General features: G+C 64.0%; 13 protein-coding genes. All 13 read left to right on the forward strand.

Annotation, left to right across the window (positions count from 1 at the left end; translation table 11 throughout):
- Nucleotide 1 precedes the first annotated feature (1 nt).
- Nucleotides 2-1,156 (forward strand): outer membrane protein assembly factor BamB, encoded by a 1,155-nt coding sequence (bamB, locus tag ACTHJ1_RS09605; RefSeq protein WP_440191214.1) that lies wholly within the window; start codon nt 2-4, stop codon nt 1,154-1,156.
- A gap of 99 nt (nt 1,157-1,255) precedes the next feature.
- Entirely contained in the window at nt 1,256-2,626 is a 1,371-nt protein-coding gene (gene der / locus ACTHJ1_RS09610) for a ribosome biogenesis GTPase Der (RefSeq protein ID WP_440191217.1), read from the forward strand.
- Between the two features lie 11 nt (nt 2,627-2,637).
- Nucleotides 2,638-3,711: a pyridoxal phosphate-dependent aminotransferase gene (locus ACTHJ1_RS09615; RefSeq protein ID WP_440191220.1), complete on the forward strand. Its 1,074-nt coding sequence runs from the start codon at nt 2,638-2,640 to the stop codon at nt 3,709-3,711.
- Between the two features lie 163 nt (nt 3,712-3,874).
- Nucleotides 3,875-4,111: an RNA chaperone Hfq gene (gene hfq, locus ACTHJ1_RS09620; RefSeq protein ID WP_330914938.1), complete on the forward strand. Its 237-nt coding sequence runs from the start codon at nt 3,875-3,877 to the stop codon at nt 4,109-4,111.
- Between the two features lie 140 nt (nt 4,112-4,251).
- Nucleotides 4,252-5,358: a GTPase HflX gene (gene hflX, locus ACTHJ1_RS09625; protein WP_440191224.1), complete on the forward strand. Its 1,107-nt coding sequence runs from the start codon at nt 4,252-4,254 to the stop codon at nt 5,356-5,358.
- Nucleotides 5,324-6,628 carry an FtsH protease activity modulator HflK gene (hflK, locus tag ACTHJ1_RS09630; RefSeq protein ID WP_440191227.1) on the forward strand — a complete coding sequence of 435 codons (1,305 nt, stop codon included), beginning with the start codon at nt 5,324-5,326 and terminating at the stop codon, nt 6,626-6,628. Before hflX ends, hflK begins: the two co-directional genes overlap by 35 nt.
- Nucleotides 6,629-6,640: 12 nt before the next feature.
- Nucleotides 6,641-7,540 carry a protease modulator HflC gene (gene hflC / locus ACTHJ1_RS09635; protein ID WP_440191230.1) on the forward strand — a complete coding sequence of 300 codons (900 nt, stop codon included), beginning with the start codon at nt 6,641-6,643 and terminating at the stop codon, nt 7,538-7,540.
- A gap of 156 nt (nt 7,541-7,696) precedes the next feature.
- Complete coding sequence (locus ACTHJ1_RS09640) at nt 7,697-8,854, forward strand: ATP phosphoribosyltransferase regulatory subunit (RefSeq protein WP_440191233.1); 1,158 nt, start codon at nt 7,697-7,699, stop codon at nt 8,852-8,854.
- Nucleotides 8,855-8,940: 86 nt separating this feature from the next.
- A complete protein-coding gene (locus tag ACTHJ1_RS09645) occupies nt 8,941-10,236 on the forward strand; it encodes an adenylosuccinate synthase (RefSeq protein WP_440191236.1) in 1,296 nt (431 codons plus the stop codon).
- A gap of 12 nt (nt 10,237-10,248) precedes the next feature.
- A complete protein-coding gene (locus ACTHJ1_RS09650) occupies nt 10,249-10,791 on the forward strand; it encodes a phosphoribosyltransferase (protein ID WP_440191239.1) in 543 nt (180 codons plus the stop codon).
- 2 nt (nt 10,792-10,793) lie between these two features.
- Nucleotides 10,794-10,919 (forward strand): hypothetical protein, encoded by a 126-nt coding sequence (locus tag ACTHJ1_RS09655; RefSeq protein ID WP_440191242.1) that lies wholly within the window; start codon nt 10,794-10,796, stop codon nt 10,917-10,919.
- A gap of 188 nt (nt 10,920-11,107) precedes the next feature.
- On the forward strand, nt 11,108-11,320 hold the full coding sequence (gene rpsU, locus ACTHJ1_RS09660) for a 30S ribosomal protein S21 (RefSeq protein WP_019938854.1): 213 nt from the start codon (nt 11,108-11,110) through the stop codon (nt 11,318-11,320).
- Nucleotides 11,321-11,530: 210 nt separating this feature from the next.
- Complete coding sequence (gene dnaG, locus ACTHJ1_RS09665) at nt 11,531-13,570, forward strand: DNA primase (RefSeq protein ID WP_440191245.1); 2,040 nt, start codon at nt 11,531-11,533, stop codon at nt 13,568-13,570.
- The last annotated feature ends 132 nt before the right edge of the window (nt 13,571-13,702 follow it).

Here is a 13,702-nt window from a genome sequence, read left to right on the forward strand (position 1 = left end):
AGTGATGCGCCTTTCCCGTAGCCGCATGTTGCGCGGCGCCATGATTGCCTGCCTCGCTGCCCTGGGCGGCTGTTCGTTGTTTTCGTCGCAGGATCACCGCTACGATCCCGTGCCGCTGACGCAGTATGCGCCGGGTCTGGCGGTGCGCTCCGTTTGGCAAACTTCGATCGGAAGCGGGTCCGGCCTGGGCTTCACGCCCACCGTGGTGGGCGATTCCGTCTACGCGGCCACACCCGACGGATCGGTCGCCAAGGTAGACATCGCCACCGGCCGCACGATATGGCGCGGCTCGGCCGGCACCAAGCTGACAGCCGGCGTCGGCAGCGACGGCAACGTCTCGGTGGTGGCGACGGAATCGGGCCAGGTAATTGCATTCGACGATACGGGCAAGATCAAATGGAAGGCACAGGCCACCAGCGACGTGCGCTTTCCGCCGGCGGTGGGCGCCGGCATCGTCGCGGTGCGCAGTGGCGACTACCGCATCCAGGCCTTCGACGAAAACTCGGGTGAGCGCATCTGGAGCGTGCAGCGTCCCGGCCCCTCGCTGGCCCTGCGCACCACGGCCCAGATGATCGTGTCCAGCCGCTGGGTCGTCGCGGGCATGCCGGGCGGAAGGCTGATGGTCATCGGCGCCAAGGACGGGCTGGTGAAATGGGAAGGCTCGGTCGCCACGCCCAAGGGCACGACCGACCTCGAACGCCTGACCGACGTGGTCGGCCGGCCGGTGGTCTCGGGCCCGCTCCTGTGCGCCGTGGCTTACCAGGGCCGTGTCACGTGCTTCAACGTGAGCGAAGACATGCGCGTGGTCTGGGCCAAGGATTTCGACGGCTCCACCGGCATGACCGCGGATGCGAACGCCATCTATGCACCCAGCATTCACTCGCTGGTGCGTGCCTTCTCGCTGCAGGACGGCGCGACGCGCTGGACCCAGACGGCACTGAAAAACCGCGGCCTGACCGCTCCTGCGGTCGTGGGCAACGCCATCGCGCTGGGTGACTACGAGGGTTATGTGCACTTCCTGTCCACGACCGACGGCCACCTGCTGGCCCGTCTTTCGGTGGGCGGCGGCGAAATGCTGTCCACGCCTCAGGCCGTCCCGCAGGGCGTACTGGTGCAGACTGGCGGCGGAAATCTCGTTCTCATCAGCGCCCGATGATGAGCCTCCTCGCCACGCCTTCGGCTTGCTGCCTCCTTGCGGGGCAGTACCTGCCTTGGCGCGGCCCGGCGGCAAATTGATCGTTTTATCGGAATATTCGTGTCGTTCAAGCCTGTCATAGCCCTTGTCGGCCGTCCCAATGTGGGAAAGTCGACGCTCTTCAACCGCCTGACGCGCTCGCGCGCGGCGATCGTGGCCGACTATTCGGGCCTTACGCGCGATCGTCATTACGGCGAGGGCAGGGTGGGCGAGACGCCCTTCATCGTCATCGACACCGGCGGTTTCGAACCGGTGGCCAAGAGCGGCATCATGGCCGAGATGGCGCGCCAGACGCGCCAGGCCATCGCCGAGGCCGACGTGGTGATCTTCCTGGTCGATGCCCGCGCCGGCCTCAATGCGCACGATCACGAAATCGCCCGCCTCCTGCGCAAGTCGGGCCAGCAGCGGGTGCTGCTTGCGGTAAACAAGGCCGAAGGCATGGGCTCGGGCAAGGCCGAGGTGCAGTTCTATGAGCTGGGCCTGGGCGAGCCGCATCCGATCTCGGCAGCGCACGGCGACGGCATCGCCGATCTGGTCGACCTGGCGCTCGTGGGTCTGGTGCCCCCCGTCGAGCCCGAACCGGAAGCCACCGAAGGCGACGACGGTGAGCACGATCATCGTATCAAGCTGGCCATCGTGGGCCGTCCCAACGTGGGCAAGTCCACCCTCATCAACACCCTCATGGGCGAAGAACGCGTCATCGCCTTCGACATGCCGGGCACCACGCGCGACGCCATCGAGATCGACTTCGAGCGCGACGGCAGGCGCTATACGCTGATCGACACCGCAGGCTTGCGCAAGCGCGGCAAGGTGTTCGAGGCCGTCGAAAAATTCTCGGTCATCAAGACCTTGCAGGCCATCGAAGCTTGCAACGTGGTGGTGCTGGTGCTCGACGCGCAGACCGAAGTGTCCGAGCAGGACGCCCACATCGCCGGCTTCGTGCTCGAGACCGGGCGCGCGGTGGTGGTGGCCATCAACAAGTGGGACGGCCTGGACAGCGAGAAGCGCGAATGGATCGAGCGCGAATTCCAGCGCAAGCTGCGCTTCCTGTCGTTCGCCAAGATGCACACGATCTCCGCCCTGAAGGGACAGGGCATCAAGCCGCTGCTCAAGTCCGTTAACGCCGCGCACGCAGCGGCCTTCGCCAAGCTGTCCACGCCCCGACTCACGCGCGAGCTGCAGGACGCCGTCGAGCAGCAACAGCCGCCGCGCAAGGGCATCTTCCGGCCCAAGATGCGCTATGCGCACCAGGGCGGACAAAATCCGCCTCTGGTTATCATTCACGGCAACGCCCTGGACGCCATACCGGATTCCTATCGCCGCTATCTCGAGACGCGGTTTCGCAATGCCTTCGACCTGGCCGGGACGCCGTTGCGCATTGAGTTCAAATCGTCGCGCAACCCCTACGCTGACGAAGAAGGCAAGAAGTAGACGAGCACACCATGACGAGCAAATACTGGAGCCCGGTCGTCAGCCGGCTCAGCCCTTACACGCCGGGCGAGCAGCCCAAGCAGAAAGTCATCAAGCTCAACACCAACGAGAGTCCCTACGGTCCGTCGCCCAAGGCGCTGCAGGCCATGCGCGACGCCTGCGGCGACGCGCTGCGACTGTACCCCTCGTTCACGGCGGACCGTGTGCGGCGCGTCGTGTCGGTCAATCTGGGCGTAGCCATGGATCAGGTGTTCGTGGGCAATGGCTCCGACGAGGTGCTGGCGCACGCTTTCAACGCGTTCTTTCAGCAGTCCCGGCCGTTGCTGTTTCCGGACATCTCCTACAGCTTTTATCCGACCTACTGCGGCCTGTACGGCATTGCGTTTCAGTCCGTGCCGGTTACGGAAGATTTCCGCATCGAACCCGACGACTATCTCCCCGGCGGCCCGCACGGCCCGGCGGGCGGGATCATTCTGCCCACTCCCAATGCGCCCACCGGCCGGGCTCTGAGCCTGGCCGAGATCGAGCGCATCGTGGCCGGCAACCCGCAATGCGCGGTCGTGATCGACGAGGCCTATGTGGATTTCGGCGCAGAATCGGCCGTACCGCTGACATCCAAGTACGACAATCTGCTGGTCGTTCAGACCCTGTCCAAGTCGCGCGCTCTGGCCGGCCTGCGCGTGGGTTTCGCCGTCGGCAGCCCGGAACTGATCGAAGGCTTGAACCGCGTCAAGGACAGCTTCAATTCCTACCCCGTCGACTCCCTGGCCGAGATCGGCGCCGCGGCGGCGATCGAAGACGTCGAGCACTTCGAAAAGACCCGTCTGGCCGTCATGAAAACCCGCGACGAGCTGGATGCGTCCCTGCGCAAGCTGGGTTTCGAAGCGCCCAGATCGCTGACCAACTTCATCTTTGCCCGTCACCCCGGTCACGACGCCGTCAAACTGGCAGCCGGCCTGCGCGAGCGGGGCATCCTGGTGCGCCATTTCCGCCTGCCGCGTATCGACCAGTATCTGCGCATCAGCATCGGTACCGACGACGAATGCGCGCTGCTGGTCGACGCCTTGTCCGAGCTGATCGCGTGATCTCGCGCTGCAGGGCGCGGCGAGCCTTGGAACGGTCTGAAAAGTCTGGTGGCAGTTTGATCATTCTCCAAGTGGCACGGGCCGGGAAAACCCTGTAGAGTAATTACCTGACGCTTGCATTTTTTTTCGAGCGCCGCAACTCATAACAAAAGGAGCCTGGCCAATGAGCAATAAAGGGCAAACTCTGCAAGATCCGTTCCTGAACACGTTGCGCAAAGAACATGTGCCCGTGTCCATCTATCTGGTGAACGGCATCAAGCTCCAAGGGCAAATCGAATCGTTCGACCAATACGTGGTGCTGCTGCGTAACACAGTTACGCAAATGGTCTACAAGCACGCCATTTCAACGGTCGTTCCTGCACGCGCTGTCAATTTCCAGGCGGATGAAGCGGCCGAATAAGCTTCTTCGGCAAGCTGCACCCCCTTTGACTGCCCGCCGATCATTCGGCGGGCATTTTCATTGGGGGATAATGTGAGTCTTCAAGCTCGTATCCAAACAAATTCAAGGTCCAGATTATTTCCAACAACAACAGCAATCCGATGCGCGCGCTGATCGTCAGCGTCGACCTCGGCAATCCCGATCATCAGGCACACGCCGACGAATTCGCCATGCTGGCCGAAGGGGCCGGCGCCGACATCGTCGGCACATTGATTGCCCGCCGCGATCGTCCCGATGCCAAATTCTTCATCGGCTCCGGCAAGGTACAGGAGGGCGTCGCCATGGCCCAGGCCGTCCTGGCCGATGTCATTCTTTTCGACCAGCCCCTTTCGCCTGCCCAGCAGCGCAATCTCGAGCGCGAATTCAATCTGCGTGTGGTCGACCGCGTGGCCTTGATTCTGGACATCTTCGCCCTTCGGGCCAAAAGCCACGAGGGCAAGCTGCAGGTCGAACTGGCACAGCTGCAGCATCTGACCACCCGATTGACGCGGCTGTGGACCCACCTCGAGCGCCAGCGCGGCGGCATCGGCATGCGCGGCCCGGGCGAATCGCAGCTCGAAATGGACAAGCGCATGATCGGCGCCAAGATCAAGGTGCTGCGCGAGCGCCTGGCCCGCGTCGAGCGCCAACGCGTCACCCAGCGCCGCGCCCGTGCGCGCGGCGGCGCCTTGTCGGTGTCGCTGGTGGGCTATACCAACGCGGGCAAATCCACCTTGTTCAATGCATTGACTCGGGCCGGCGCCTATGCGGCCGACCAATTGTTCGCCACCCTGGATACCACCACCCGGCGCATCTGGATCGAAGGGGCGGGTGCGGTCGTGCTGTCCGATACGGTAGGATTCATTCGAGACCTGCCGCCCAACCTGATCGCGGCCTTCCGGGCCACGCTTGAAGAGACCGTCCATGCCGATGTGCTGCTGCATGTGGTGGACGCCGCCAGCCCGCAGCGCGACGAGCAGATCGCCGAAGTGAACAAGGTGCTTGCCGAAATCGGCGCGGAGCAGATTCCCACGCTTCTGGTCTACAACAAGATTGACAAAGCAGGGCTGCAAGCCCGGGCCGAGCGCGATGCGCATGGTACGATTGCCCGCGTATTTGTCAGCGCCGTCGAGCGCGCCGGCCTCGATGCTCTGCGTGGAGCAATCGCCGAGGTCGGACAGATTGCAGGAAGCAATGATCCGAATTCCCAAACTCTTCAATCTGAATGATCCTGGCGAGGGCCGCCCCAACGGGGGGCGTCCCGATGGCGGCCGTGGCAATAACGGCTCCGATCCCGGTCGTCGGCCCAAGGGCAACGAAGGGCCTCCGGATCTGGACGAGGTCTGGCGCGACTTCAACAACAAGCTGGGTTCGCTGTTCGGCCGCCGCGGCAACGGCAATGGTCGCTCGAACCCCAATCCCGCTCCGTCCGCACCGCCGTCGCCGCGCCGTTTGCGCATCGGTCTTGCCTTGGCGATCGTCGTCCTGGCGGCGCTGTGGCTGGGTAGCGGCTTCTACATCGTGCAGGAAGGCCAAGTGGCCGTGGTGACCCAGTTCGGCAGGTACAAGGAAACGACCTCGCCCGGTTTTCAGTGGCGGCTGCCTTATCCGATCCAGAGCCAAACTCTGGTCAATATCTCGCAGCTGCGCACCTTCGAAGTGGGTTTCCGCGGCAGCGCGCGCAATAAGGTGCTGCCCGAAGCCCTGATGCTCACTACCGACGAGAACATCGTCGACATGCAGTTCGTAGTGCAGTATCGCCTGCGCGCCGACGGCGCGCCCGACTACCTGTTCAGCATGCGCGATCCCGACGATGCCGTGCGCCAGGCCGCCGAAACCGCCATGCGCGAGGTGGTGGGCAAGAAGACCATGGACTTCGTGCTGTACGAAGGCCGCACCGAGGTCGCGGCCGAAGTGCAGACGCTCATGCAGCAGATCCTCGACCGCTACCATTCCGGCATCCAGATCAGCACCGTGGCCATCCAGAACGTGCAGCCGCCCGAGCAGGTGCAGGCTGCGTTCGACGACGCCGTGAAGGCGGGCCAGGACCGCGAACGCCAGATCAACGAGGGCCAGGCCTATGCCAACCAAGTGGTGCCCATGGCATCCGGGCAGGCGTCTCGCATGATCGAGCAGGCCGAGGGCTACAAGGCCAAGGTCGTGGGCGACGCCACAGGCGACGCCGCGCGCTTCAGCGCGGTGCTCGGCGAATACACCAAGGCGCCGCAGATCATGCGCGACCGTCTGTACCTGGACGCCATGCAGGACATCTACGCCAATGCCAGCAAGGTCCTGATCGACACGCACGGCGGCAACAACATGATTTACCTGCCCCTGGACAAGATCATGGATCAGGTCGCCCGCGGCGGCGGCAAACCCGAGGCCGGCACGCCCGGCATGGCATCGGCGGGCGGCCCGTCCCCCGCGCCTGCGCTGCGCTTGCCGTCGGCCGTGCCGTCGAGCTCGGGCACCCTGAGCCGCGACCGTCTGACCCGCTAGGAGCCCTGTTTCATGCAACGTATTTTGCCCCTCCTGGTCGGCCTGCTCATCGCCATCGGCGTGCTGATGTCCAGCGTTTTCGTGGTCGGCATGCGCCACTACGCCCTGGTTTTTTCGCTGGGCGAGGTCAAGCAGGTCATCAGCGAACCCGGCCTGTATTTCAAGCTGCCCCCGCCGTTCCAGAACATTGTCTACCTCGACAAGCGCATCCTCACCATCGAAGCTCCCGATGCCGAGCGCATCCAGACCTCCGAGAAGAAGAATCTGCTCATCGATTCCTACGTCAAGTGGCGAATTGCGGATCCCAAGTTGTTCTACGTCACCTTCGGTGGCAACGAACGCGCCGCCCAGGAACGCCTGCAAGCCCAGATCCGCGACGCGCTCAATGCGGCCGTCAACGTGCGCACCGTGCGCGACGTGATCTCGACCGATCGCGACAAGGTCATGGCCGAGATCCTGTCCAACGTGGCCAAGCGCGCCAAGCCGCTGGGCGTCCAGATCGTCGACGTGCGGCTGCGCCGCATCGAGTTCGCGCCCGAGATCTCCGATTCGGTCTATCGCCGCATGCAGGCCGAGCGCACCCGGGTCGCCAATGAACTGCGCTCCATCGGCGCGGCCGAAGGCGAGAAGATCCGTGCCGACGCCGACCGCCAGCGCGAAGTCATCCTGGCGCAGGCCTACGCCAAAGCTCAGGCCATCCGCGGCGAAGGCGACGCCCAGGCCAGTCGCATCTATGATCAGGCCTACGGCCAGAACCCGGAGTTCTTCAAGTTCTACAAGAGCCTGGAGGCCTATCGCACGGCGTTCTCCAAGCCTTCGGACATGCTGGTGGTCGACCCCAGCTCGGATTTCTTCAGCTATTTCAAGAGTCCGCAGCCGGGCGCGCAGGCTGCGCCCGCCAAGACAAAATAAAGGTGCGGCGGCCGTCCTGCGGCCGCAGCTTCGGGGAAAGCGCATCGATTCCGATGCGTGTATAATGTCCCGTAAGCTTTTGAATTAATTTCCGCAAGCGGCTGAGCGGGCTTACGCCCCTCGGCCGTTTTGTTTTTGGATCACGACATTTCATTCATGGGTAACTGGCTGCTGCCCGAAGGTTTCGCCGATGTCCTGCCGGCCGAAGCCCGGCGCATCGAAGAACTGCGCCGCGCGCTGCTCGACCTGTACCGTACCTACGGTTTCGAACTGGTCGCGCCACCGCTGGTGGAATATCTCGACTCCTTATTGTCCGACGCCGCTGGCGGCGACGACCTGCGCTTGTCCACCTGCAAACTGGTGGATCAGCTGTCCGGCCGCACCATGGGCGTGCGGGCCGATATGACGCCCCAGGTCACCCGCATCGACGCGCACTTGCTCAATCGGGCCGGCGTCACCCGCCTGTGCTATTGCGGCAACGTGCTGCACGCTCGTCCGGCCGATTTGCTCGCCAGCCGCGAACTGCTGCAGATCGGCGCCGAAATCTACGGCCATGCCGGTTTCGAGGCCGACCTGGAAGTCATCCGGCTGGTGCTGGAAAGCGTCGAAATCGCCGGTGTGCGCGAGCCCCGGCTCGACCTGTGCCACCCGGGCGTGCTGCATGCCTTGCTGCAGTCCGATCCGGCAGCGCCGGCTCTGAGCGGCGCCATCACGCTGCTGCTGCGCGAAAAAGACGTGCCCGGCCTGAGTGCGCTGGCGGCCCAAGGCCTGAGTCCCGAGACCGTGCAGTCTCTGAAGACGCTGGCCAATCTTTACGGCGGTTCCGAGGTGCTGGCGCAGGCGCGCCGCGCATTGCCGGTCGTGCCGGGTCTGGCCGAGTCGCTCGACGCCCTGCAGGCGTTGGTCGACGCGCTGCCGCAGGTCGCCATGAGTGTGGATCTTGCCGATGTGAGCGGCTACGGTTATCACTCCGGCATTACTTTCGCGCTGTACGCCGAGGGCTGGCACGATGCGCTGGTGCGCGGCGGTCGCTACGACCACGTCAGCCATGCTTTTGGCCGGCATCGTCCGGCCACCGGTTTCAGTCTCGATCTGCGCAAGCTGGCTGCCGGCCTGGAGCCGGCCGAGCGCGCCCGTGCCGTGCGCGCGCCGTGGGGTGAGGATCCGGCCTTGACCCAAGCCGTGCGCGCCTTGCGCCGCGAAGGTCATATCGTGGTCCAGGTGTTGCCCGGCCATGAGCACGATCAGGACGAATTCGTCTGCGACCGCGAGCTGATTCTGGAAAAGGGCGCCTGGGCAATCAAGGCGATTTGAAGAGCATCAGGCGGACATAGGGCCTGTTACTGTTGGCGGGCTCGGTTCGTCTTTCGACCGAAATTCAACTTCTATCTGGTTTGATCATGAGCAAGAACGTCGTGGTGATCGGCACCCAATGGGGTGACGAAGGCAAGGGCAAGATCGTCGACTGGCTGGCCGAGTCCGTGCATGGCGTCGTGCGTTCCCAGGGCGGCCACAATGCCGGCCATACCCTGTGGATCAACGGCAAGAAGACCATTCTGCGCCTGATTCCGTCGGGCATCATGCATCCCCACGTTATCTGTTATATCGGCAACGGCGTGGTGCTGTCCCCCGAGGCGCTGCTCAAGGAAATCGAAGAGCTCGAGGCCGCCGGTCTGGACGTGCGCAGCCGCCTCAAGGTCTCCGACATCTGCCCGTTGGTCCTTCCTTACCATGTGGCCGTGGACAAGGCGCGCGAGGCCAAGAAAGGCGACGCCAAGATCGGCACGACTGGCCGCGGTATCGGCCCGGCCTACGAAGACAAGGTCGCGCGCCGCGCCATCCGCGTGCAGGATCTCTTCAATCCCAAGCTGTTCGACGAAAAACTCGCCGAGCTGCTCGACTATCACAACTTCGTCCTGACTCAATACCTGGGCGCCGAAGCCGTTTCGGCCAGCCAGGTGCGCGACGAGGCCATGAAGCTGGCCCCGGCCATCGCGCCCATGGTGGCGGACGTGTCCAGTCTGCTCTGGGGCGTGCAGCAGCGCGGCGAAAGCCTGCTGTTCGAAGGTGCGCAAGGCGCGCTGCTCGACGTCGATCACGGTACCTATCCATTCGTCACCAGCAGCAACTGCGTGGCGGGCGCGGCGTCGGCCGGCGCCGGCGTGGCGCCGCAGTCGTTGCATTACGTGCTGGGAATCACCAAGGCCTACACCACGCGCGTGGGCTCGGGCCCGTTTCCGACCGAACTGGTCGACGAGATCGGCACCCGCCTGGCCACCATCGGCAAGGAGTTCGGTTCGGTTACGGGCCGCCCGCGCCGCTGCGGCTGGTTCGACGGCGCCGCGCTCAAGCGTTCCGTGCGCATCAACGGCCTCTCGGGCCTGTGCATTACCAAGCTCGACGTGCTCGACGGCCTGGAAGAAATCCGCCTGGGCGTGGGTTACCGCGTCAAGGGCGAGTTTTTCGACGTGCTGCCCAACGGCGCGCATGCGGTGGCCGAGGCCGAGCCGGTGTTCGAGACATTGCCCGGCTGGAGCGAGTCGACCGTCGGCATTACCGAATACGCCAAGTTGCCGGCCAATGCGCGCCTGTACCTGGAGCGCGTGGCTGAGGTCTGCGGCGTGCCTATCGACATGGTATCGACCGGCCCCGACCGCAATGAAACCATCGTTCTGCGTCATCCTCTCAAAGGCTAAGGAGCGCCTGTCATGAGCCAGCCGGCCAGCACCGAAACCGACCTCTGGGTCAGTTGGGACGACTACAACCGCCTCATCGAGCGCCTGGCCTTGCAGGTGTACGAGTCAGGCTGGAAGTTCGACGTCATTCTTTGTCTGGCGCGCGGCGGCGTGCGGGTGGGCGACGTGCTGTCGCGCATTTTCGACGTGCCTTTGGGCATCCTGGCCACCAGCAGCTACCGCGAGGCGGCCGGCACCAAACAGGGCAATCTCGACATTGCCAGGTTCATCACCATCACCCGCGGCGCGCCGCAGGGAAGGGTGCTGCTGGCCGATGACATGGTCGATTCGGGGCTGACCTTCTCCAAGGTGTGCGATCACCTGCGATCCGAGTTCCCGGCCATCAACGAAATGCGCAGCGCCGTGCTTTGGTGGAAGGGTCACTCCAAGGTGCAGCCCGACTACTACGTCGACAAACTGCCCAACAATCCGTGGATCCATCAACCCTTTGAAGACTACGACAGTCTGCGGCCGCATCAGCTGGATTCGTGGATACGCAAGGGTTCGAAGAGTTGAACATGAACAAGCCGCAGCCGCGCAGAAGCCTCCTGGCGCTATTCGGTCTGGCGATCCTGGGGGTGGCGTTGGCGCTCGGCATGGCGGGTTTCCTGATTGCCGGCTTCGAATTCTTCCGTATGTGGTAACCCGGTTCAAAGAGTGGTAGAATCTTAGGCTAAGTGAATTTCGGCCAATATTTAGGTGGTGATAACCCAAGGGCAGGCCGGCCCCGAGCAGTATCAGCGCAGTACCTGTTTTGAGTTTTCGCCGCGCGCGGTTTGATGGTCTGGCCTCCCGCGCGCCTGTCATCCCTGATATTTTTATTGGTAATTACATGCCTATCGTTCGCCTGAAAGAAAACGAGCCCTTCGAAGCCGCCCTGCGCCGTTTCAAGCGCACCATCGAAAAAACCGGTCTTCTGACCGAACTGCGTGCCCGCGAGTTTTACGAAAAGCCCACCGCCGAGCGCAAGCGCAAGCTGGCCGCCGCCGTCAAGCGTCATTACAAGCGCATCCGCAGCCAGCAACTGCCCCCCCGCATGTACTAATCAAAGACGGCGGGCGGCCAAGCCGCTTATTGCATGTCCGATCGCGCCTGGCCTTGCCAGGCGCGATTGTTTTTGCGCCGATCTGTTTCAAGGCCGGCAGGCTTGCTAAAGTGTGAGCCTGCGGCGCAAGCAGGGCCCGGTTTTTTGCCGGCGGCTCCAGAGCCCAGCCCATTGTGCGTTTTCCCGCCACCACCCATACGCGTCCAAGCATTGATCCCCGAGTCATTCATCCAGGACCTGCTGGCCCGCGTCGACGTTGTCGACGTGGTCGGCCGCTATGTGCAATTGCGCAAGGGCGGGGCCAATCTGCTCGGTCTTTGTCCTTTTCATAGCGAAAAAAGTCCGTCCTTTACCGTCAGCCCTACCAAGCAGTTCTATCACTGCTTTGGCTGCGGCGCCCACGGCACGGCCATCAGCTTCCTGATGGAACACACCGGCGCCAGTTTTCCCGAGGCGGTACGCACCCTGGCCGGTCAGGTCGGCATGACCGTGCCCGAAGAGCCGCGCAGCCCGCGCCAACAGGCAGAGACCGTGCGCCGCAAAGCCGAGGTGTCGCGTCACACCCAGGTACTCGATCAGGCTCAGGCCTACTACCTCAAGCAACTGCGCGCCTCGCCGCAGGCCATCGCCTACCTCAAGCAGCGCGGCCTCACGGGCGAGATCGCCGCGCATTTCGGACTGGGCTGGTCAGGCACCGACCGGCACGGCCTGTCCAAAGTGTTCGACGACTACGCCGACCCCCTGCTGGTCGAATCCGGCCTGGTCATCGATGCCGAAGACGGTCGGCGCTATGACCGCTTCCGCGAGCGGGTGATGTTTCCCATCCGCAATGCCCGCGGCAACCTGATCGGCTTCGGCGGGCGCATCCTTGGCGACGGCAAGCCCAAATACCTCAATTCCCCCGAAACCCCGATCTTCTCCAAGGGCCAGGAGCTCTACGGCCTGTGGGAAGCGCGCCAGGCCATACGCGAGGCGGGCGTAGTGATCGTGGTCGAAGGGTATATGGACGTGGTGGGCCTGGCGCAACTGGGCATCCCCAATGCCGTGGCTGCCCTGGGTACCTCGACCACGCCGGACCACGTCAAAAAGCTGCTGCGCGCCAGCGACCGGGTGGTGTTCAGCTTCGACGGTGATGCGGCCGGCCGGCGGGCGGCCTGGCGCGCCTTGCAGGCCTGCCTGCCGGTGTTGCGCGACGACATCAATATTCGCTTTCTTTTTTTGCCGGCCGAACATGATCCGGATTCCTATGTGCGCGAGTTCGGCGCAGATGCTTTCCGCGCCGCGCTGGCCGAGGCTTCGGCGCTGTCGCGCTTCCTGCTCGATGAACTGGCCTCGCGCCACAAGCTGGGCGAAGCCGAGGGCAGGGCGAGCTGCCTGCACGAGGCCGCGCCTTTGCTGGCCGCTATTCCCGATTGCGCCCTGAAGGTGCAGATTGAGCGCGAACTGGCCCGCCAGGTTCTGCTCACGCCCGAGGAAATGTCGCAGGTGCTGGCTCAGGCGTACGCGCGCCAGGCCTCCCGCGGGCCCCTGCCGGCACCGGGGCCGGATGCCCTGCCGCAGCCACCGTCCAGGCCGGGCGACCGGGTCGACAGCGGCCAGGAGGTGGACATCGACACAGCCCCTTTCCCTTCCTGGGAGTTGTCCGGAGCACCGGACGACGCGGGCTACGACGAGCCCGAGCCCTGGCAGAGCGAAGGCGACTGGCACGGTGGGAGGGGGCAGCCGCCGGGCATGCGCAAGGGCGATTTTGCGTCCCGGAACGGCCAGAAGCGTCCGTGGCGCGGGCGCCGAGACGAAAAACCCCTCGGCTTTGTCGGCCGCCGCACCATGCCTTCTTTGGCCAAGCGCCTGCTGTGCCTGCTGCTGGCCAATCTGGCCCTGGTGGACGGCATGGGCGATCAGCAGCTTGAAGTTCTGGACCACGACCCCCAACTAGGTCTTGTAAGGGATCTCATCATGTTGGCGCAGTCCAGCGGGGCGCGCCACTTGGGGGCGCTGCTGCAGGCCGCCGAGCCGGATTCCGACCTCAGTGTGGCGGTGCAAAGCTTGCGGGCGGAGGTGTTGGTCATGGAAGACCTGCCCAACCCTCAAGACGAATGGAACGACGCCCTGCGCATCATCGAGCGCGCCTGGGTCGCGGGGGAACTGGAGCATCTGGCCCGGGAAGGCCTGCAGACCGACGAGGCGCATCAGCGGTTCCGGGAATTACAGGGTCGGATGGCTATCCTAAAGAGTGCGGGAATACGCTGATTGCGGTAAAATTTAAGGTTTCCTAGACGCTTTTGAGTGCCGACCCCCGATTTGGGCGGTATTTGTTGCGATCGGGTTATTGGGTAAATGGTCTCTCGGTTCATGGCGCATTGTGCGTCCTTGTTCTGGGTG

This window comes from Bordetella sp. (assembly GCF_051960075.1).
Classification (GTDB): Bacteria; Pseudomonadota; Gammaproteobacteria; order Burkholderiales; family Burkholderiaceae_B; genus Bordetella.